A 22,393-nucleotide genomic window follows, 5' to 3' on the forward strand; every position below is an offset into this window, starting at 1 on the left:
AAGGGAGGAAGCATTTAGGTATGTTAGAATCAGTAACAAATGTGATCAACCAGATTGATGGTATGGTGTGGGGATGGTGGATGATTATCCTTTTGCTGGGAACACACATTTTTATGACTATCCGCACAGGATTTATCCAAAGAAAAATAGGAACAGGAATCCGTCTATCGGTTTTAAAAGATCCGGATGCAGAAGGAGAAGTCAGTCAGTTTGGCGCATTGACTACAGCGCTGGCCTCCACCATTGGCACTGGTAATATTATCGGCGTGGGAACTGCAATTGCCATAGGAGGCCCCGGGGCAGTTCTGTGGTGCTGGCTTACCGGTGTATTCGGAATTGCAACAAAATACAGTGAATCTCTCATTGCGGTAAAATACCGTGTGAAAACAAGAGATGGGCGTATGCAGGGCGGAGCAATGTATGCCCTTGAACGTGGGCTGAATATGAAATGGCTTGGGTTGATTTTTGCGTTTTTCGGTGCATTCGCTTCTTTTGGAATCGGATGTGCCACACAGGTAAATGCTATTGCAACTGTGTGCAAAGAAAATCTTGGTATAGCCCCGGCGCTTATTGGCATTGCGGTAGCGGTTTTAACAGCGCTTGTGATTTTTGGCGGAATCAAAGCAATTGCTAATGTATGCGAAAAACTGGTTCCTTTTATGGCTGTGTTTTATGTGTTGGGATGTATCGTCATCTTAGGAATCAACTTTAACTTTATAATTCCTGCTATTCAGACGATCTGTAAGCTGGCATTTACACCTGGTGCAGCAGCAGGCGGTCTTGTGGGGAGAGGGATTATGATGGCAATGCAGTATGGTATTGCAAGGGGACTGTTTTCAAATGAATCAGGTATGGGTTCTGCGCCCATTGCAGCGGCCGCCGCACAGACGAGGAATCCTGTTCGTCAGGCACTTGTTTCCAGTACGGGCACATTCTGGGATACAGTAGTTGTTTGCCTTATGACAGGTCTTGTTCTTGTTACCAGCATTATGAAGAACCCATCTATTGACATGGGGGCTATTTCAGATGGAGGTATATTAACCACACTGGCATTTTCACAGATTCCTGTACTGGGACCTGTTATTCTTGTCGTGGGTATTATTTCGTTTGCATACTCAACGGTTCTTGGATGGGCATATTACGGTGAGCGCTGTGTTGAATACTTTGCAGGGAAAAAGGGACTGATTCCTTACCGCGTTGTCTATATTGTGATTGCTGCAATTGCGCCGGTTGTTTCTTTGAATCTGGTTTGGACGATTGCGGATATCTTAAACGCATTGATGGCGATTCCGAACCTTGTAGCAGTGCTGCTGCTCTCTAACGTGATCGTGAAAGAAACGAAAAAATACATTAACAATCTGGATGCAAAAGACGATACGGAGATTCCGGTAATTGATAAGTGAAAAGTTAAAATATAAATCTGATGAAGATGAAGCATTTTTCAAACACGCTCTAGGGACTGGTGTTAAAAACACCAGTCCTTTTTATGCTATAGGATAGTACTCCATTTTGTTCTGAATGGAAACTTGTCAAACTTTCTATAGCATAAAAAACGCAGCTTACGCTGCGGGATGCGCACTACTGTGTACGCTATTACACTAAGCTCGAAAATACCTCGCTAAGTGTAATATGTGTTCGCGCAAGAGGAATATGGTTGCTGGCGCAACCGCGCTTCGGCGCGAGTGTGCGCCAAGGCGCACACTTTTTTATTGGCAAACAGGATATGTTACATAAAACCAAAATAAATTAATTAATTTGGTATATGTAATATTGTAAAGAAGTATTGATTTTTATACAATCTATATTAGTTAAAACGTATATGAATAAAGGAAAAAACATATAAAAATTGTGCGTTATTCACAATAACTTGCGAGCGGAAAGGAGAAGTTTTTAGTGAAATTATTGTTAGCTTCTGATTCATATAAGGGAAGCCTGACCACGTTGCAGGTTGCGGAACAGATTAAAAAAGGAGTCAAGAAAGTCTTTCCGGATGCAGAATTCATGTGTGTGCCTGCTGCAGACGGCGGGGAAGGTACCGTAGAGGCTATGGTCAGCAGCATGGGTGGAGAGTATCGGAGCGTTGAAGTTACGGCTCCAAATGGGAATAGAGTTCGGGCAAAATATGGATTGCTGCCAGGGAAAAATGTCGTTTTGGAAATGGCTGCAGCATCGGGACTTCCGCTTGTTCCGCGGGCAGAGCGGGATGTGATGCACGCTACAACCTATGGAACAGGTGAGCTGATCCGGGCGGCTTTGGGAGAGGATTGTAAACGGATTTACATAGGAATCGGCGGCTCTGCTACAAATGACGGCGGGCTGGGTATGGCTCAGGCATTGGGATTTTCTTTTCTGGATGCAGAAGGAAAGGAAGTTGGATTTGGCGGAAGAGAACTGAAACGTGTGGTGAAAATTGATATTTCTAATGTAGATGCAAGGCTGAAAGAAAAAGAAATCATTGTAATGAGCGATGTGAGTAATCCTCTTTGCGGTGAGCTTGGTGCATCTGCCATATATGGTCCGCAGAAAGGCGCTACGCCGGAACAGGTGAAAGAACTTGACGATGGCCTGAGACATTTTGCCGGGGTGATAAAAGAACAATTGAACATGGATCTGATAGATATGCCTGGAGCCGGAGCGGCTGGCGGACTTGGAGCCGGATTGGTTGCCTTTACAGGAGCAAAAGTGAAATCAGGAATAGAGGCAATTCTTGAAGCTTCTAATTTTAAAGAAAAATTAAAATGGGCAGATCTGGTCATCTCAGGTGAAGGAAAAATTGACAGACAATCAGCTTTTGGAAAAGTGATTTCTGGAATCTCCAAGGCTGCAAAGGAAAATGGTGTTCCGGTGATTGCAGTATCGGGTTCTATTGAATACGGAGCAGAGATTATTTACGAAGAGGGTGTGACATCGATGGAGGCTGCGGTTTGTAAACCGATGCCATTGGAGGAGGCACTCCGTAACGCAGATATCCTGGTGGAAAATGCGGTAGAACGTGTGATGCGCACTATAAAAATCGGACAGGAAATGTCTTGACAGTTGGTGGTCGTATGCAGAATTCAGATGAGAAGAAGATAGAAAATATTTATCCGGCAGACATTAAAAATCTCTACGACGCGTTAAGGAAGTCATCAGAAAAGTTTCCGGATAAAATTGCAGTGATCGAAGAAAAAAGAAAAATCACTTATAGCAGGCTAAGGGAAAAAACAGATGTATTAGCAGATTATCTGATGGGAAAATTCAGGATAAAGCAGGGCGATAGAGTAGGGCTTTTGTTCGTAAACAGCATTGATTTTTATATTGCATTTTATGCTGTGATGAAGCTGGGAGCTATTGCAGTCCTGGTGAACACAAAGATGCAGAGCGAGGAAATCGCGTTTACTCTTGGAGATACAGGAACACATTGCTTAATTACAAATGAGCGGTGGTTGGAAAAAATTTCGGGAATCATAACTGATCTGAAAATTGACCGCATCATAACAGAAGTTAGTACAGACAAAAGAATTCCGGATGTGCAAATGACATCCATGGAAAATATATTTGACACTGCGGATGGCCTTGCAGCGGAACATGCGGAAGCTGTTCAGAAGGATGATCTGACGGCTGTGATCATGCACACGTCAGGTACCACCGGTAAACCAAAGGGAATTATGGTATCGCACCAGAACATCATGGGGACTGCTTACGGATACCGGGATGTTCTGGGATTAAATGAAAATGATATTACGGTTATTTCGGTCCCTGTATTTCACATTCTGGCTTTAAGCTGTGTATCCAATACGTTTCTCAATATGGGAGGAACAATGGTGGTATTTGAGAGATTTGATGCGAATAAGGCACTTGAAGCAATGGAAAAATACCGTGCTACACATTTTCATTCCGTACCTGCCGTTTATATCAAAATGATGCAGGAAGCAACAAGAAAATACGATCTAAGCTCATGGCGGATCGCGGTTTGCGGCGGAGCCATTATCAGTGAAGAATATAAGGAAAAGTTTTACAGGATGGTACCCAGTGCTTCCTTCCGTATTGCTTATGGTCTGACAGAAACAGCAGGATCAGGTGTCCTTTCTTTTGAGCATGGAATGCCGGGAAAAGAAGTGCCGAATTGCAGATTGTCCATTTTGGATGAAAAAACAGGGCTGCTTATGGATTACGGCGAAGGTGAGGCAATTTGCGAAGGTCCGGTTGTTACCACAAAGATTTGGGGAAGAACTCCGGAGGATCCGCTGAGACTTCATACAGGAGATATTGTCAGAAAAGAAAAGAATGGTGATATCTATATACTGGACAGAATCAAGGATGTGATCAACCGGGGAGGGGAAAAGCTATTTCCCTCATCAATCGAAACTGCTTTGCTCCGGTACGAAGGAGTAGACGAGGCTATCGTATTTCCGGTAAGCGACGAATTACTTGGGGAGGTTCCGGCGGCTATTTTGGTAGAGAAGGAAAATTGCAGAATTTCTTTGGAGGAAATACAAAAAGATCTTCCAAAGAGAATTGGAAAGTTTGAACTTCCGCAGTATCTGGAAATCTGGAAAAAAGAGGATATCCCCCTTACGGGAAACGGAAAAGTAAGAAAAAAAAGACTGCGTGAGATATTTGAAGAGATATTAAATAAAAAGTCTGGATCATAAAACGGAAATAAGGAGGAAAAGATGAGAAAACCGGAATTTATCACTGCGAAAGAGGCAGTTTCAAGAATTAAAAGCGGAACGACTCTTTGCACGATTGGAATGACCATGGTTTCTGCCTGTGAGACGATTTTAAAGGAACTGGAAAACAGCTTTTTAGAGACCGGAACTCCGAATCAGCTTACTTATGTGCATACCTGCGGGCAATCGGACAGAAGTGCTGGAGCTGTTTACCATATGGCGAATGAGGGTATGACAAAGAGAGTAATTGGCGGACATTGGGGCCTTTGCCCAAGAATGATGGAGCTGATCTCTGCTAACAAGATTGAAGCATATAATCTTCCACAGGGACAGATGGCAAATATGTTCCACAGCATGGCACTTCGTGAACCTGGAAAGATCAGCAAGATAGGGCTGGGAACGTTTATTGATCCAAGAATCGAAGGCGGAAAAATGAATGACAGAACAAAGCCGCTGGAAGATATTGTAGATGTAGTAACCATTGACGGTGAGGAATATCTCCGCTATAAGGAAATTCCTATTGATACACTGCTGATCCGTGGTACATATGCAGATGAAAACGGCAATATATCTACCCAGGAAGAGGCGATGGTGCTGGAACTGCTTCCGGCTGTTATGGCTACAAAGCGCTTTGGCGGTCAGGTTATCTGTCAGGTGAAAAATATTGTAAAGGCCGGAACCATCAGCCCGAAAGATGTTATTGTTCCGGGGGTGCTTGTTGATGCAGTTGTGCTTTGTGATAATCCGATCCAGAACCACAGACAGACTTCTTCCTGGTATTATGATCCGTCTTACAGCGGTCAGGCACTGGCACCAGAAGCTGGCGAAGAACCGATTCCGCTTACTGTCCGTAAGGTAATTGGAAGAAGAGCCATGATGGAACTGGAGCCGGATATGATAATTAATGTGGGAACTGGAATTCCTAACGATGTGATCGGAGCGATCATTGCAGAGGAAGAAATCGGGGATGATATTACCATAACCGTAGAGTCCGGAATATATGGCGGCGTACCGGCCGGAGGAATTGATTTTGGAATTTCCAAAAATGCGCAGGCACTCATTCCTCATGACAGACAGTTTGAATACTACAACGGTGCCGGAATTGATTATACCTTTATGGGCGCCGGAGAGATGGATGAAAAGGGAAATGTAAACGCTACAAAAATGGGAGACAAAGCGCCTGGAGCCGGAGGATTTATTGATATTACGGCCAGGGCAAAAAATGTAATTTTCTGTTCTACTTTTACAGGAAAAGGACTGAAAGTTTCCTTTGATGAAAGTGGAATGCACATAATAGAAGAAGGTAAAATCCGCAAAATGGTTAAGAAAGTACAGCAGATTTCATATAATGGCAAAATTGCCGGTGAGATGAACCAGAACATGGTGTATGTGACGGAACGTGCTGTATTCCGGCTTACCCCGGAGGGTCCGATGCTTATAGAAATTGCAAAAGGTATTGACCTCCAGAAGGATGTTTTGGATCAGATGGATTTCAAACCTTTAATTGCTGAAGATCTCAAATATACGGATACACGGATCTATCTTGAAAAATGGTCCGGGTTGAAGGAGATATTAATAAATAAGAAAAGGAGGTAGTTGAATGAGTATTAAGAAAGTAATGGTGGTGGGAGCCGGCATTATGGGAAGCGGCATTGCGCAGGTTTGCATTGAGCATGGCATCCAAACCGTACTTACTGATATCTCAAAGGAACTTGCAGACAATGGAAAAGCAAAAATTGACCATTTTCTGCAGAGGAAGATTGAGAAAGGAAAGATTTCTCAAGAGGTAAAAGATAAGGCGATATCGCTCCTGACAACAAGCGGAAGCTATCAGGACGGAGCAGATGCAGACCTAGTAATTGAGGCAGCAACTGAAAATGTTCCGATCAAGCTGAAGATATTTGCGCAGCTTGACGAGATTATGAATGAGAATGCTGTTATGGCAACTAATACTTCTACAATTTCCATTACCAAGATCGCAGGGGCAACAAAACATCCTGACCGCGTAATCGGAACACATTTCTTTGTTCCGCCGCCAGCAATGAAACTTCTGGAGGTAATACCGGGAATTCTTACCAGTGATGAGACTGAGAAAAAGGCACTTGCTTTTGCAGAACAGATTGGAAAAGAAGCAATTAAAGCACCGGATACATCCGGTTTCCTGGTAAACAGAATGTTGGTTCCGATGCAGAACGAGGCTATTTTCCTTGTAATGGAAGGGAATGATCCTAAGGCTGTGGATGCATCCATGAAGCTGGGAGCAAACTTCCCGATGGGACCTCTTGAATTAACTGATTTTGCAGGTCTTGACACTGTATTGGCAGTTATGACACAGATGTATGAGGATTTGGGAGATCCGAAATACAGGCCGTGTCCACTTCTGAAGAAGATGGTTAATGCTCATCTTTTAGGAAGAAAAACGGGAAAAGGTTTTTACGATTATACAAAAAAATAAGAAATACATAGGAGGGTAAAACATGAGGTGTAAAAAATTATTCGCAGGCGCAATGGCAGGTTTACTGGCAGTCATGTCAATGTCAGCCGTAGTATCAGCAGAGGAAGCAGAAACCATTAAAGTAGGATGCGTGTTCCCGATCACCGGCAACAATGCGGATCAGGGTGTGTTTAACGTTGACGGATGCCAGTTTGCAGTAGATTACATCAATGATAATGGTGGAATCCAGTCACTGGGCGGAGCAAAGCTGGAACTTGTTGCCTATGATAATCAGTCTGACGCGGACCAGTCCAAAGCAGTTGCAGAACGTTTGATCAACGAGAATCCGGATATCGTGGCAGTAACAGGCGCTGCATCCAGTTCTTTTGTACTTCCGATGCTTCCGGTATTTGAGAAAAACCAGATGCCGTTCTTAACAGCACAGGTTTCTGAGTCCATTACAAACCAGGGATATCAGTATGCATTCCGTTTCGGTTCCACAGGTGGAAGTTTTGCTGAATATCAGGTTAAGTTCCTGGAGTGGTTAAACGAAGAATACAATCTTGGCATCACAAAGGTTGGTATCGTATATGAGGATACGGAGTGGGGTATCTCCAATACATCCGGTGCTGTGAATGCGATTGAAAGTTCTTCCGCAAACGGATCCGGTCTGGAGATCGCTTATAATGAGTCCTTTACCGCAGGTTCTTCCGACCTTACAAACATCGTGGTCGGACTGAAAAAGGCAGGCTGCGAGGTTGTATTCCCAACCTGCTATACACAGGATGCGAAGCTGTTATTCAACACTATGAAGAGTATGAACTATAGCCCGCTGATCATCGGCGGCGGCGGTGGATTCCTTTATCCGTCCTTTGGCGAGGAGCTTGGCGAACTGGTTGACGGCGTTGTTTCTGTAAGCGGACATAACTATGATGTCCAGACGATTACAAATAACGCAGAGATCGCTGATATCGGCGCACAGTTTGAGGAAAAATACGGATACTTTATGCCGGAGCAGAGTACTTCCGCATTTAGTGCAATTTATCTGATGGCACAGGCTCTTGAAAACGCAGGAACAACAGATCATGCAGCAGTTGCTGATGCGCTCCGTGCTCTTACCTGTGAAGCTGCTACACCTGGCGGAGCAATTTCTTTCGATGAAACTGGTTCCAACAATAACGCTCATGCTGTAATCGTTCAGTGGCAGAAGGGCGAAGACGATGTTTACAGAACAAATTGCGTATTCCCGGATACCGAAGCTGGCGCAGAGTTCCAGATGACTGATGACCTGAAGGCTATGCAGAAATAAGGCGAAATAGGAATACATACGGGATGTATTGCTGTTTCCGGCGATACATCCCGTATTACTTAAAGGAGGTTACGAGACATGATGACGTGGGTATTTTTCCAATCCCTGATAAGCGGCATCCTGGCCGGAGGTGTTTACGCACTGTTCGGCGTTGGTATCACGATTATCTTTGGAGTTATGAAAATGGTAGATTTCTCCGCCTGCGCACAGTTGGTTTGGGGTATGTATTTTACCTGGATTTTCTATTCCGTGACGGGATTAAACTGCTACTGGGCAATTCCTTTTGTAGTAATCTGCATGGGCGCTCTTGCGTGGGTGATTTTTAAAATAATAGTAAGACCTTTGCTGGGGTCTGATGATACATCCTTTATTCTTGTTACATTAGGTCTGTCGTATTTCTTACAGAATCTGGCAGAATTTGTATTTGGTGCAGATCCGAAATCTGTTCCTTCTTCAATTAAAACATCTTCTATACTGATTGGTGATTACAGCATCGGTTTACCGCGACTGATCGCATTCGTTGCCATGATCATACTGGTATTCGGCGTTTATACGCTGTTAAATAAGACTACTCTTGGACGGGCTATGAGAGCGACAGCAGAGAAACCGGAGGTTGCTCAGATGCTCGGAATTAATACAAAGAAAACATTTACAATCGCATTTATGATCGGTGTAATATTTGCCGGCTTATCAGGACTTCTGCTTACACCATTGTATTATGTAACTCCAACCTCTGGTCATATGTTCCGTACCACTGCCTATATTGCAGTTATTATCGGCGGCTTGGGAGATATTAAAGGAGCATTGGTAGGCGGTCTTACCATTGGCGTTATCGAGGCATTAGTAACCGGACTGATTTCCAATGATTTAGGTCCTGTGGGTATTTGCCTGGCACTTCTGATCGTACTTTACTTAAGGCCTCAGGGATTCTTTGGGAAAGGAGAGCGTCGAGCATGAATAAATATTTACAGAAAAAATACATCCCGGCTTACGTGCTGCTGGTGATCGCTCTTCTGATACCTGCGGTTACAACCGGAAACTACATTATTTCTATCCTTGTAAACTGTATGTTTTTTGCTGCAATGGCAGGCTGCTGGAATATTATCGGCGGATATGGCGGACAGGTATGCTGGTGTGAGGCATCCTTTATTGCAGTCGGTGCATATTCAAACTTTATTCTGAATGCAGAATTAGGATGGTCCCCGTTTGTTTCTATTCCTGTGGGAATGGTAGTTGCAGTGCTGATTGCAACGGTAGTGGGATATTCGACCTTCCGCCTTCACGGACCATATTTTTCCATTGCGACCATCGCCTGCGGCGAGGCAATCCGTGTATTGATCCAGCATTTCGATACCTATACCAAGGGTGCTGCCGGAATGTATGTTACATACCGCAAAAATGATTTCTGGGCACTGACCTTTGCAAATGACATACCATTTTACTATATTGCACTGATTATTATGCTTTTGGTAGTTTTTGTAACCTTTAAGTTTACAAAATCAAAAACAGGCTACTACTTAAGCGCTATCAAGGGTGATGAAACTGCGGCAGAATCCCTTGGAATTGAAACCTTCAAAGTTAAATTAAGAGCTTTCCAGTTGAGTGCTGTTATGGCCTCTGTTGTTGGATGTTTCTATGCATCATTCCTGACTTATATCGCTCCCACCAGTACGGCAAGCTTTGACTTATCCATGAAAATCGGCGTAGTTGCCATTGTTGGTGGTGTTGCAAGCCTTTGGGGACCGGTTATCGGTGGTTTCGTAGTCAGCCTTCTGATTGAGTTTACCAGCGTTTTATTCGGTGCGGCAGGCGGAAGCCAGATGGTATACGGCATCCTGCTTATGGTTGTTATCATCTTTAAACCGGAAGGCATCATCGGATTCTTCCATAAGGATAATACTGTAAACAAAACTTCAGGCATTCGCTTCAGACGGAAAAAGGAGGGGGCATAATGGGAAGATTACTGGAAGTAACCGATTTGTCTATTTCTTTCGGAGGTATCAAGGCGGTTCAGAACCTTAACTTTCACATTGACCAGGGTGAGATCTTAGCGCTCATCGGGCCGAATGGTTCCGGAAAGTCTACTACGGTCAACATGATTTCCGGTGTGTATATTCAGAATAAGGGAACGATCGTATTTGACGGGAAAGAAATTCCTACAAAAATGAGTATTGCGGAACGTGCGAAATTGGGAATTGAGAGAACCTTCCAGACTCCGAAACCGTTTTCAAATTTGTCGGTATATGACAATATTTATACCATCGCACTGCAGAAGAATTCAAAAGCACAGGCAGCAGAATTGACGGATGAAATTCTGAACCTGACAAAACTTTATGATTTAAAAGACATAAAGAGTGGAAAATTGTCAATTGAGAAAAGAAAATGGATGGATCTGGCCCGCTGTATGGCGACAAAACCCAAGATCATTATGATGGATGAGGTTATGGCAGGCTTGAACCCGTCTGAAATGGAATCCAGCCTTGACCTTGTCAGGACGATCAATAAAGAAGGAATCACAGTTCTCTTTATCGAGCATGTTATGAAGGCGGTTGTGTCGGTATGCACAAGAGCGATCGTATTAAACCAGGGACAACTGCTTTGCGAAGGAGAACCACGTGAGGTATTGAATGATCCGGAGGTAATTGCTGCATATTTGGGAGGTGAAGACGATGCTGTTGGAAATTAAAGACTTGTGTGCCGGCTATGGTGACCTGCAGGTCCTGTTTAACGTATCAATGCACGTGGATGAAGGAGAGGTTGTATCTCTGGTTGGTTCCAACGGTGCCGGGAAAACAACACTTCTTCGGATCCTTTCCGGACTGGAGCCGATCAAATCCGGAAGCATTACCTATCAGGGGGAGGATTTGATGAGTATCAAATCCTATGAGAAAGCAGATCACAAGATAGCACATATCCCACAGGGACGAGGAATCCTCGGAAGCCTGAGTGTGCGGGAAAATCTTGTTATGGGAGCTTATCCGAAGGATGCTCGGGCAGATATGGAAAAAAATATCCAAAAATCCTATGAGATGTTCCCGATTCTGAAGGAACGCCAGAACCAGATGGCAGGCTCCTTAAGCGGCGGTGAGCAGCAGATGCTGGCTATCGCAAGAGCTTTGATGATCAATCCGAAGCTTCTGATGCTGGATGAGCCGTCATTGGGACTTGCTCCTATTGTTGTGAAGGATATGTTTGGAATCATTTCCACTGTTGCAAAGCAGGGTGTGAGTATTCTGATCGTAGAGCAGAACCTGAAGCAGGCTCTGTCTGTAGCGGACAGAGGATATGTTCTGGAGACAGGACATATCGTAATGGAAGGCAAAGCGGCAGACCTGCTGGCAGATGAAAAGATCCAGGCAGCATATCTGGGTATCTAATGGTAAAAGCTTAACCATACGGAATGGGAGAACGCTATGGAAAACGTTAAAAAAGCAGCGGTAGTTGGTGCAGGGATGATCGGTATCAGTATGTGTGCACTGCTCACCGGGAATGGTGTGGAAACGTTTTTATATACCAGAAGCAGACAAAAGGAAAGAAAAGAACAATATGATCAGATTCTTGCAGGGCTTGTGGAGGATGGATTGCTAGAGGAAGAACAAAAGGAAATCTGCGCCTCATATCTACACATTACTTCCTCCTATGAAGAATTAGAAGAGGTGGACATTGCTTTTGAATGTGTGGCAGAAAACCTGGAGACCAAGCGGGAAGTATTTGCAAATCTCCGGACATTCTGTCCAGGACTTTTAGTGGCAGTTTCCACAAGCTCTGCAATTTCATCCAGGGAACTGGCTGTTGCCAGCGGTATGGAGGATAAGGTTCTTGTAGCACATCCCTTTTATCCTCCTCACCTGATTCCCTGTGTAGAGGTTGTACCGAATGCTTACACTTCAGCACAGAGTCTGGAAATATTGAAAGATTTTCTTGAAAATCTGAACAGAGAAGTGGTTGTTATAAAAAAAGATGCTCCCGGGTTTATTGCAAACCGGCTCCAGTATGCCATGTTAAGAGAAGCAATACATATTGTGGAACAGGGAATCGCAGAGCCGCGGGATGTGGACAGGGTGCTGAAATATAGCTTTGCACCACGATATACAGCCATTGGGATTTTTGAGCATTTTGATAACTGCGGTTTGGATCTGGCCAGAGATATCAGCGATTATCTCTACCCTGATCTGTGCAGCACCGGGGAGGCCCAGAGTTATGTCAGAGAGAAATGTGATAATGGGCATTACGGGGTAAAAAGCGGACAGGGAACTTATTTTTGGAATGACCGTGATGTGGAGGATCTAAAGGAGCGGGTTAAAGCTCCGTATCTGAAATGTTTTTCATGGAATATTCCGGAAAAGTTTTGTGAGATGCAGGAGGAAAGGAATTGAAACCAATGAGATTACATCATGTGGGAATTATCATGCCCACAATGGAAAAGGCAGAAGCATTTATGGAGCAATTTGGGCTTGAAACGGATTATATGGAGTACGTGGATGCCTATCATGCGCATTGTCTTTTTACAAAATACACACAGAATGAATCACCGGTAGAGCTGATCATCCCTACAGAGGGTGTGCTGACAGAATACCGGGGCGGAAAGGGTGGTCTTCACCACATTGCATTTGAAGTGGAAGATGTGGAAAAGGCCAGACAGGAATTTGAGGAAAAAGGACTGGAAATGCTGGAGGATGCAGCAGTACCGGGCGCAGGCGGAATCATTGTGAATTTTTTACGGCCACGTTACGGATTTGGAGTACTGGTGGAATTTGTACAGCAGGTGAAGTGATAGGAGGTACATGACATGAATGGATTAAAGGATGTAGTGATCGTGAGCGGATGCAGAACTGCAGTAGGTTCTTTTGGAGGAAGCTTAAAAAATGTGTCAGCCATTGATCTGGGAGCCTTAGTTGTAAAGGAAGCAGTGAACCGGGCCGGAATCCAGCCCTCTGACGTGAATGAGGTGATCGTAGGACAGGTAGGCCAGATCGCTGAAAATGGTTTTGTTGCAAGGGCAATCAGCCTGAAGGCCGGCATGCCAAAAGAGACAACTGCATATTCTGTAAACCGTCAGTGCGGTTCCAGCCTCCAGGCTATCGCAGACGCAGTGATGGAGATTCAGACCGGATATGCGGATGTGGTAGTCGCTGCAGGCGCAGAAAATATATCCCAGCTTCCTTATTATGTAAAAGATGCAAGATGGGGAGCAAGAATGGGGCACAAGGTATTTGAAGATGGTGTTATTGACATTCTTACCTGGCCGTTGGACGGAAACCATAATGGCGTGACTGCGGAGAACGTTGCAAACACCTATCATGTTTCCAGAGAAGAGCAGGATGCTTTTGCCATGAGAAGTCATCAAAGGGCATGCGCAGCAATTAAAGAAGGAAAATTCAAGGACGAGATCGTACCTGTAGAAATAAAGGACAGAAAAGGAAATGTAACGGTTTTTGATACCGATGAAGGTCCAAGAGAAGGACAGACAATGGAAAAACTGGAAAGATTACGTCCCTGCTTCGTAAAGGGCGGAACCGTAACAGCCGGAAATTCTTCCAGCCTGAATGACGCCGCCGCCGCTGTTGTGGTAATGTCCAGAGAAAAGGCTGAGGAGCTTGGAGTGGTTCCAAAGCTTACCATTAAAGGTTACGCAGTAGCAGGTTTTGACGCAGAGCTTATGGGATATTCACCGAAATTTTCCAGTGAAAAGCTTGCAAAGCAGCTTGGTCTGAATCTGAAAGACATTGATATGTTTGAAATTAATGAGGCTTTTGCAAGCCAGGCATTTGCAGTAACCCGCGACCTGGGTCTTGACGAGAATAAGGTTAATATTTACGGTGGCGGAATTTCCATTGGACATCCTATCGGGGCTACCGGATGTATTTTAACGGTAAAGGTGCTTTATGAGCTGATGCGTACAGACAAAAAGAATGCCATGATCAGCATGTGCATTGGCGGCGGACAGGGAATTTCTATGTACTTTGAGAAATAGGTGGGGTGAATATGAAAGAGAATATTGTAATTGTATCAGGTGCGAGAACTGCGATCGGAAGCTTTGGCGGCTCCTTAAAGGGATTAGAAGCAACGGACTTAGGCGGGATTGCCATTAAAGAAGCATTAATCCGTGCGGAAGTGGCACCTGAGGATGTGGATGAGGTTGTGATGGGCTGCGTGGGACAGGCGGCTGAAAACGCATTTATGGCAAGAGTAAGTTCTATTAAGGCAGGAATTCCCTATGAAGCCACCGCTCTGACGGTAAACCGGTTATGTTCTTCAGGTCTTCAGGCTATTTTGACTGCTGCCATGGAAATTGACAACGGTTTTTGCGACATTGCGGTTGCAGGCGGCGGTGAAAGCATGGATAACATCCCGTTCTATCTGCGCAAAGCAAGAACTGGTTACCGAATGGGACATGCTGAGTTGGAAGACGGTCTGATCACAGCACTTTCAGATCCTATTACCAGGGATCACATGGGAATTACTGCGGAAAATATTGCAGAGCGTTATCACATTACAAGAGAAGAACAGGATGAATATGCTCTGATGAGCCAGCAGCGAGCTGCAAAAGCAAGAGATGAAGGAAAGTTCAGGGACGAGATCGTTCCGGTTGAGGTAAAGGTCAATAAAAAGGAAACAAAGATTTTCGATGTGGATGAGCATATCCGGGATAATGTGACTTTGGAAAAGCTGGCAAAGCTTCGTCCTGCATTTAAAAAGGATGGAACGGTAACGGCAGGCAATGCTTCCGGAATCAATGACTGCGGTGCTGCTGTGGTACTGATGAAAGAGGAAGAGGCAAAACGCAGAAAGTTAAAGCCACTGGTACGGATCGTTGATGCTGCAGCGGCTGGTGTTGACCCGGCTTATATGGGAATCGGACCAATTCCGGCAGTGAGAAAGCTGTTAAAGAAGACAGGACTTACTGTGGATGACATTGATCTGTTTGAATTGAATGAGGCATTTGCGAGCCAGTCTATCGCCTGCATCCGTGAGCTTGGACTTGATGTTGAAAAAGTAAATGTGAACGGCAGCGGCATTTCTATGGGGCATCCAATTGGCGCCACAGGATGTATCATCACGATCAAGCTGATGAATGAGATGATTCGCCGTAACGCAAGATACGGAATCGCGACGCTTTGTATTGGCGGCGGTCAGGGTCTGGCAGTTCTTTTTGAGAGAGATCAGGACTGAAATGCGGCAGGAAAGGACAGTAGATTATTCACGAACAGAAAATACGTATCTGGTTATGTCAAAACATATTAATGGATATGGGAGACTTTTCGGCGGCGTATTGATGCAGTGGATCGATGAAGTGGCAGGAACTGTTGCGAGACGGCATTCCAGCAGTATCGTTACAACGGCATGTGTGGATAATCTGAACTTTAAGGCAGGCGCGTATTTTGGAAATACAATCGTATTGATCGGGAGAATGACGCATGTAGGAAAAACCTCAATGGAGGTAAGAGTAGACACCTATGTGGAAGAACTGGACGGAACAAGGAAGATGATCAATCGTGCTTATGAAGTACTGGTGGCAATCGACCGTGACGGCAACAAAAAAGAAGTACCGGCACTGAAGGTGGAAACGGAGGCCCAGCGGGCAGAGTGGATCGGCGGTGAGAAGCGTTACGCGCTTCGCCGGCAGCGGCGTCTGGAAGGATATTAAAGAAAAGCGGGTTGGAAGCGGAGAAATGCTTCTGGCCTGCTTTTTATATAAAAGAATTCAATTTCCCTCCTGCGTTCACAGAACATACATAAATATCTGCTAAGATGTTAAAAAAGACTGGAAAAGAGTAACCTGTGAATAGGAGGAAGATAGAATGGATGCGTTGAAAATTCTTGTAGTGGACGATGAGAGCCGTATGAGAAAGCTGGTAAAAGACTTTTTGGTGAAAAAAAATTTCCAGGTGCTGGAGGCCGGAGACGGTGAGGAGGCGATGGATGTTTTTTATAAGGAGAAGGATATTGCTCTTATCATTCTGGATGTGATGATGCCGAAGATGGATGGCTGGGAGGTATGCCGTGAGGTGCGGAAAAATTCCAAGGTGCCGATCATCATGCTGACAGCCCGGGGAGACGAGCGGGACGAGCTGCTTGGATTTGATCTGGGAGTGGATGAGTATATTTCCAAACCATTCAGCCCAAAGATTCTGGTAGCGCGAGTCGAGGCTATTTTAAGGCGTACAGGTCAGCAAAGCATGGAGGATATGCTCAGTGCAGGCGGTATCGTTATCGATAAGGCTGCTCATCTGGCAACGGTAGATGGGAAGACCATGGATTTAAGCTTTAAGGAATTTGAACTTCTGACATATTTCCTGGAAAATCAGGGAATTGCTTTGTCCAGGGAGAAAATACTGAATTCTGTATGGAACTACGATTATTTTGGCGATGCCCGTACCATTGATACCCATGTAAAGAAGCTGAGAAGCAAAATGGGAGAAAAAGGAGAGTATATAAAGACTGTGTGGGGAATGGGCTATAAATTCGAGGTGGATGAACCATGACGGCCAGAATGAAAAAGGTCCACTCATTAAAGGGGCAGATCACAGGAACCTTTATTGGGCTTTTGCTCCTGTCCATTTTGACAATTTTCATTATTAACGGTCTTTTTCTGGAGAGCTATTATGTATCCAAAAAGACAGAGGTTCTTTCAGATGCACGGGATATGTTGAGCAGACTGGATATCGATGCCCTGGTCCACGACGATGGCACGTCAGAAGAGCTTTCTTCTGACATTATCAAACAGGGAACACAGAATAACTTAAGCCTGGTGGTGATTAATGCGGATAACAGCAAATACATCTGCTGGCCTGAAAATGAAGACCAGCTTCGGAGCAAGCTGTTTTTCGGCTATGCCAGTGACCTGGATACTGATAAGGGAAAGGGCAGGATCCTTGAAGAAACAGAACGGTATGTAATGCAGAAGATCCACGACCGATTTACAGGAATGGATTATGTAGAATGCTGGGGCAGGTTTGAAAACGGCAATTATTTTCTGGTGAGAAGTCCTTTGGAAAGCATCCGGGAGAGTGCTGCGATTTCCAATAAGTTTTACTTTTTCGTGGGAATTATTATTATTGTCATCAGCGGCATTCTGATCAGTGCCGTGACCAGGAGGATTACCAAGCCTATTTATGAGCTGACGGGGCTTTCACAAAAGATGTCCAATCTGGATTTTGAGACGCGGTATACAAGCCATTCCAATAATGAGATCGACGTGCTTGGAGATAATTTCAATAAGATGTCCAGCCAGCTCGAGAGTACCATTTCCAAGCTGAAATCAGCCAATAATAAACTGCAGCAGGATATTGCGGATAGGGTAAAAATAGATGAGATGCGGAAGGAATTCCTGGACAATGTTTCTCATGAACTGAAGACTCCTATTGCGCTGGTGCAGGGTTATGCGGAAGGGTTAAAGGAAAATATAAACGATGATCCGGAGAGCATGGAGTTTTACTGCGATGTCATTATAGACGAGGCTTCAAAAATGAATAAAATGGTGAGAAACCTTTTAACCCTGAATCAGTTGGAATCCGGACGGGATGCAGCCGTGATGGAGCGGTTTGATCTGATCGCCCTGATCAGAGGAGTCCTTTCCACAATGGATATTATGATCCAGCAAAAGGAGGCAAAGATTCTTTTTACCGGAAAAGAACCGGTATATGTGTGGGCGGATGAGTTTAAAACAGAGGAGGTTGTGACAAATTATGTGAGCAATGCCCTGAATCATCTGGATGGAGAGCGGGAAATTGAGATCAAGGTTTTGATGGATGGGGAAGAACGGGTAAAGGTGACGGTATTTAACACCGGAAGTCCCATTCCGGAGGCAGATATTCCAAATCTCTGGAATAAGTTTTATAAGGTGGATAAGGCGCGTACCAGAGAATATGGCGGCAGCGGTATCGGACTTTCTATTGTAAAAGCGATCTTGGAAGGGATGAATCAGAAGTACGGCGTAGAGAATTTTGACAACGGCGTGGAATTCTGGTTTACTCTTGATAGAAAATAGAGTGAATCAGGCAAAAAAGCACTTTGCAAGTGCCTTTTTTTGCGTTATACTTAAACGATGAGTAGGATGGACAGCAGGAGGAATGCTATGATTGGAATAATCGACTATGATGCGGGAAATATCAAGAGTGTGGAAAAAGCGTTTCATCTTCTGGGTGAGGAGACCGTGGTTTCCCGTGACCCGGAGGTGCTTTTAAAGGCGGATAAGGCCATTCTGCCTGGAGTGGGAAGCTTTGGGGAGGCAATGGAAAATCTGCATACGTACGGACTGGTGCCTGTGATAAAGGAAATGGTGGAGAAGAAGACGCCGCTTCTGGGAATTTGTCTGGGACTCCAGCTTTTATTTGAATCCAGTGAGGAATGTCCGGGCGTGGAGGGACTTGGCATATTAAAAGGGAAAATCGTTAAGATACCGCCGTCGCCTGGTCTGAAAATCCCTCATATGGGTTGGAACTCTCTCCATCTGCAGAACAACGGAAGGCTGTTTTACGGGATTCCGGAGCAGACCTATGTGTATTTTGTCCATTCCTATTATTTGGAGGCAGACGAACTGGAGATCGTAAAGGCAACAACGGAATACAGCACCTGTATCCATGCTGCTGTGGAGAAGGATCAAGTGTTTGCCTGCCAGTTCCATCCGGAGAAGAGCAGCCGTTACGGGCTGAAGATCCTGGAAAACTTCGCAAAAGCAGGAAGGGAGGCTTAGAACGATGTTTACAAAAAGAATCATTCCCTGCCTGGATGTAAATAATGGACGGGTGGTAAAAGGCGTAAATTTTGTTGACCTGAAAGATGCAGGAGATCCGGTCGAGATTGCAAAGGCATATGATGAAGCCGGTGCAGATGAGGTTATTTTCCTGGATATCACTGCTTCCTGTGAGGAACGGGATACCGTAGTGGAGATGGTGCGCAAGGTTGCGGCAAATGTATTCATTCCGTTTACGGTAGGCGGAGGAATTCGCACGGTAGAGGATTTCAGAAAGCTCCTACGGGAGGGGGCAGATAAGATTTCTGTGAATTCCGCAGCCATTGACAGACCGGAGCTGATCCGTGAGGCAGCAAATAAATTCGGCAGTCAGTGCGTGGTGGTGGCGATAGACGCAAAACGCCGTCCGGACGGTGGATGGAATATTTATAAGCACGGCGGCAGGCTGGATACAGGGATCGATGCGGTTGAATGGGCAAAAAAAGCCGAGGCTTTGGGGGCAGGGGAGATCCTGCTTACCAGTATGGACTGCGACGGAACAAAAGCAGGATACGATATTCCTCTGACAAAAGCTGTTTCAGACGCAGTTACGATTCCGGTGATTGCTTCCGGCGGCGCCGGAACGTTGGAACACTTTTATGAAGCACTGGCGGAAGGCGGAGCAGATGCGGCGCTGGCAGCCTCCCTGTTTCATTACAAGGAGCTGGAGATTTCACAGGTAAAGGAGTATCTGGCAGAAAAGGGCGTATCCGTCCGCAGATAAAGAACAGATATTTGACATCAAGAGATACGATAACGCAGATAAAGAACAGATATTTGACATCAAAGAGATACGATACCACAGATAAAGAGGTGACAAAATGGCCCCGATAGCAGGAGACTGGCAGGAGGCACTGAAAGATGAATTCCGTCAGCCGTATTATGGGAAATTATATAAGACTGTGATGAATGAGTACAGGACCCGAAGGGTTTTTCCGCCGCCGGAAGATATGTTCAATGCGTTTCATTTCACACCCCTTCATGAGGTAAAGGTGGTGATTTTGGGACAGGATCCCTACCACAATGTAGGGCAGGCAAACGGATTATGTTTTTCCGTAAAGGAAAATGTGGAAATTCCGCCGTCGCTGGTAAATATTTTTCAGGAGCTTCACGATGACTGCGGCTGTTACATTCCAAATAACGGATGCCTGGAAAAGTGGGCGAAGCAGGGCGTTCTTTTGCTGAACACCGTTTTGACAGTCCGTGCGCACCAGGCGAATTCCCACAGAGGAATCGGGTGGGAGCAGTTTACGGATGCAGTGATCAAAATTTTGAATGACCAGGACAGACCCATTGTGTATCTGCTGTGGGGAAGACCTGCTCAGATGAAAAAGAGCATGCTGTACAATCCCGGGCAGCTTGTACTGACAGCAGCTCATCCCAGTCCGCTGTCAGCGTCAAGAGGCTTTTTCGGGTGCAGGCATTTCAGCAGGACAAATCAGTTCCTTTCAGAGAACGGACTGTCTCCCGTGGACTGGCAGATAGAAAATATTCAGCGATATGAGGGATTTTAGACATGGGAAAAAAGAATGACAATACACTTGTAAAAAATGCATCCTTTCTGATGGTTGCGGCGTTGATTTCCAAGATCATCGGTATGCTGTATAAAAGCCCATTGTCCACCACACTGGGAAATAACAGTTATGCCATGTTTAACTATGCCCAGAATGTCTATTTTATTCTTCTGATGATCTCATCCTTCAGTATTCCACAGGCAGTATCGAAGATCATGGCGGAAAAAATTGCATTCCGGAGATACCGTGATGCGCAGAAGGTATTTCACTGTGCGCTTATTTATGTGGTGATCGTCGGCGGGATCGTTGCGTTGTTTTGCTTTTTCGGCGGTTCTATACTGGTTCCGGATTCCATGTCCGGTGCGCGGCTTGCACTGAGGATGCTGGCACCGACTATTTTTATGTCCGGAATTCTTGGGGTATTCAGAGGTTATTTCCAGGCATACCGGAATATGATGCCGACATCCATTTCACAGATCGTGGAGCAGATTTTTGTGGCAACCTTTGCCCTTCTGATGTCCAGTGTCATGCTGAAGCATTTCAGCGGAGAAAAGGAAGCTGTGGTGCAGTCGTGGGGTGCGGCAGGTGCCACCATGGGTACGGGAGCGGGTGTGCTGGCTGCGCTGGTTTTTATGGTTTTGGTGTACCGGTTAAACCAGAGAGTCATCCGCAAAAAGATTAAATATGATGAGGTTTCTGTGGATGAGGATTCGGCAGACGTGATGAAAAACATTATTCTCATTGTAATGCCTATCGTTCTCAGTGCTTTTATCTATAATGTAAACGGATTTATCAACAGCTATATGTATTCCGGAATACTGGGAGCCCGCGGACAGGATCACGACATGATTCAGAGCATGTATGCAGAGTATGGGTATTATATGACGCTGATCAATATTCCTCTTACATTGGCGAGCACTGCGCCTACCTCTATGATTCCGGAGGTTTCCGCACAGTATGCAAGACGGGATATGGCCAGCGCCAGAGATAAAATTGACAGGGCTACCTGGATCAGCATGTTTATTTCCATCCCCTGTACTGTGGGACTGGCAGTGCTGTCGGGTCCTATCACGCGCCTGCTTTTTCCAAGGACAACAGGCGTGGCAGGAGAGCTTATGATACTTGGTGTGATTACCATTATTTTAAATGGGAATTCAAACATCTCAAACGGCGTGCTTCAGGGAATCGGCAAGCCTAACATTCCGATGCGGAATGCGGCGATCGCATTAGTAGCAGATGTGATCGTTATGGCAGTGCTCCTTTTGCTGACTGATCTGGGGGTATACACGATCGTGATTTCCATGATCGTTTACGCAGTGGTAATGTGTCTGCTCAATGAGATATCCATGAAAAAATATATGCGGTATCAAAATCCATGGAAGATGGCATATATCAATCCGCTGCTGGCGTCCGTGCCTATGGCTGTGGTGGCGGGAGGAGTGTATTATGGGCTGTATGCGCTGCTCCATTCCAATATCATCTGTCTGGGTATTGCGGTGATTCTTGCGGCAATCGTCTATTTTATGGTATATCTGATCGTAAGCAAGCCTACAGATGAAGATTTTGCCATGATGCCGGGAGGAGCATATCTGAAAAAAATTTACCGGAAATTGCCTGTTGGTTAAAAATATAGGAAATGAAATATTTTAAGGATATCCAGGGAACATAATGCGGCGAAGCTTTTTGCCGGAAATGTAAAAAAAGGAGCGTATACTGCTGTGGTATACGCTCCGTCCTTTTATGTGCGCC

21 protein-coding genes are annotated in these 22,393 nt (G+C 45.1%); all 21 read left to right on the forward strand.

Translation table 11 applies throughout. The features are described 5' to 3' along the window. Positions 1-20 precede the first annotated feature (20 nt). The 21 genes from ACESZH_RS10040 (at position 21) to ACESZH_RS10140 (ending at position 22,269) form a co-directional block, all read left to right on the forward strand. Positions 21-1,403: an alanine/glycine:cation symporter family protein gene (locus ACESZH_RS10040; protein WP_373215230.1), complete on the forward strand. Its 1,383-nt coding sequence runs from the start codon at positions 21-23 to the stop codon at positions 1,401-1,403. 490 nt (positions 1,404-1,893) lie between these two features. After that, positions 1,894-3,033, forward strand: coding sequence for a glycerate kinase (locus ACESZH_RS10045; RefSeq protein ID WP_373215228.1), 1,140 nt, complete (start codon positions 1,894-1,896; stop codon positions 3,031-3,033). Between the two features lie 14 nt (positions 3,034-3,047). Further along, positions 3,048-4,634, forward strand: coding sequence for a class I adenylate-forming enzyme family protein (locus tag ACESZH_RS10050; protein WP_373215227.1), 1,587 nt, complete (start codon positions 3,048-3,050; stop codon positions 4,632-4,634). A 21-nt stretch (positions 4,635-4,655) separates the two neighbouring features. Continuing rightward, entirely contained in the window at positions 4,656-6,248 is a 1,593-nt protein-coding gene (locus ACESZH_RS10055) for an acyl CoA:acetate/3-ketoacid CoA transferase (protein WP_373215225.1), read from the forward strand. Between the two features lie 4 nt (positions 6,249-6,252). Then, positions 6,253-7,107 (forward strand): 3-hydroxyacyl-CoA dehydrogenase family protein, encoded by an 855-nt coding sequence (locus ACESZH_RS10060; protein ID WP_373215223.1) that lies wholly within the window; start codon positions 6,253-6,255, stop codon positions 7,105-7,107. Positions 7,108-7,129: 22 nt separating this feature from the next. Then, complete coding sequence (locus ACESZH_RS10065) at positions 7,130-8,395, forward strand: ABC transporter substrate-binding protein (protein WP_373219898.1); 1,266 nt, start codon at positions 7,130-7,132, stop codon at positions 8,393-8,395. Between the two features lie 78 nt (positions 8,396-8,473). After that, on the forward strand, positions 8,474-9,352 hold the full coding sequence (locus tag ACESZH_RS10070; RefSeq protein WP_373215220.1) for a branched-chain amino acid ABC transporter permease: 879 nt from the start codon (positions 8,474-8,476) through the stop codon (positions 9,350-9,352). Beyond that, positions 9,349-10,347, forward strand: coding sequence for a branched-chain amino acid ABC transporter permease (locus ACESZH_RS10075; protein ID WP_373215218.1), 999 nt, complete (start codon positions 9,349-9,351; stop codon positions 10,345-10,347). The genes ACESZH_RS10070 and ACESZH_RS10075 overlap by 4 nt, the downstream gene beginning before the upstream one ends. Beyond that, entirely contained in the window at positions 10,347-11,081 is a 735-nt protein-coding gene (locus ACESZH_RS10080; RefSeq protein ID WP_373215216.1) for an ABC transporter ATP-binding protein, read from the forward strand. Before ACESZH_RS10075 ends, ACESZH_RS10080 begins: the two co-directional genes overlap by 1 nt. Next, on the forward strand, positions 11,065-11,772 hold the full coding sequence (locus tag ACESZH_RS10085; RefSeq protein ID WP_373215214.1) for an ABC transporter ATP-binding protein: 708 nt from the start codon (positions 11,065-11,067) through the stop codon (positions 11,770-11,772). The genes ACESZH_RS10080 and ACESZH_RS10085 overlap by 17 nt, the downstream gene beginning before the upstream one ends. A 36-nt stretch (positions 11,773-11,808) precedes the next feature. Further along, on the forward strand, positions 11,809-12,771 hold the full coding sequence (locus ACESZH_RS10090; RefSeq protein ID WP_373215211.1) for a 3-hydroxyacyl-CoA dehydrogenase family protein: 963 nt from the start codon (positions 11,809-11,811) through the stop codon (positions 12,769-12,771). 5 nt (positions 12,772-12,776) lie between these two features. After that, a complete protein-coding gene (locus ACESZH_RS10095) occupies positions 12,777-13,169 on the forward strand; it encodes a VOC family protein (protein WP_373215362.1) in 393 nt (130 codons plus the stop codon). Between the two features lie 15 nt (positions 13,170-13,184). Then, complete coding sequence (locus ACESZH_RS10100; protein ID WP_373215208.1) at positions 13,185-14,369, forward strand: acetyl-CoA C-acyltransferase; 1,185 nt, start codon at positions 13,185-13,187, stop codon at positions 14,367-14,369. 11 nt (positions 14,370-14,380) lie between these two features. Next, positions 14,381-15,568, forward strand: a complete 1,188-nt coding sequence (locus tag ACESZH_RS10105; RefSeq protein ID WP_373215206.1) for an acetyl-CoA C-acyltransferase — start codon at positions 14,381-14,383, stop codon at positions 15,566-15,568. Position 15,569: 1 nt separating this feature from the next. After that, entirely contained in the window at positions 15,570-16,043 is a 474-nt protein-coding gene (locus tag ACESZH_RS10110; protein WP_373215204.1) for an acyl-CoA thioesterase, read from the forward strand. Positions 16,044-16,197: 154 nt separating this feature from the next. Further along, a complete protein-coding gene (locus ACESZH_RS10115; protein WP_373215202.1) occupies positions 16,198-16,881 on the forward strand; it encodes a response regulator transcription factor in 684 nt (227 codons plus the stop codon). Beyond that, positions 16,878-18,386, forward strand: coding sequence for a sensor histidine kinase (locus ACESZH_RS10120; RefSeq protein ID WP_373215200.1), 1,509 nt, complete (start codon positions 16,878-16,880; stop codon positions 18,384-18,386). Before ACESZH_RS10115 ends, ACESZH_RS10120 begins: the two co-directional genes overlap by 4 nt. A gap of 87 nt (positions 18,387-18,473) precedes the next feature. Further along, positions 18,474-19,091: an imidazole glycerol phosphate synthase subunit HisH gene (hisH, locus tag ACESZH_RS10125; RefSeq protein ID WP_373215198.1), complete on the forward strand. Its 618-nt coding sequence runs from the start codon at positions 18,474-18,476 to the stop codon at positions 19,089-19,091. Positions 19,092-19,095: 4 nt separating this feature from the next. Then, complete coding sequence (gene hisF / locus ACESZH_RS10130; RefSeq protein WP_373215195.1) at positions 19,096-19,854, forward strand: imidazole glycerol phosphate synthase subunit HisF; 759 nt, start codon at positions 19,096-19,098, stop codon at positions 19,852-19,854. Between the two features lie 97 nt (positions 19,855-19,951). Further along, positions 19,952-20,644, forward strand: coding sequence for a uracil-DNA glycosylase (locus ACESZH_RS10135; protein ID WP_373215194.1), 693 nt, complete (start codon positions 19,952-19,954; stop codon positions 20,642-20,644). A gap of 2 nt (positions 20,645-20,646) precedes the next feature. Then, positions 20,647-22,269, forward strand: coding sequence for an oligosaccharide flippase family protein (locus ACESZH_RS10140; RefSeq protein ID WP_373215192.1), 1,623 nt, complete (start codon positions 20,647-20,649; stop codon positions 22,267-22,269). Positions 22,270-22,393: the final 124 nt, after the last annotated feature.

The sequence above is a fragment of the Ruminococcus sp. 5_1_39BFAA genome, from assembly GCF_964240875.1.
GTDB lineage: Bacteria > Bacillota > Clostridia > Lachnospirales > Lachnospiraceae > Blautia_A.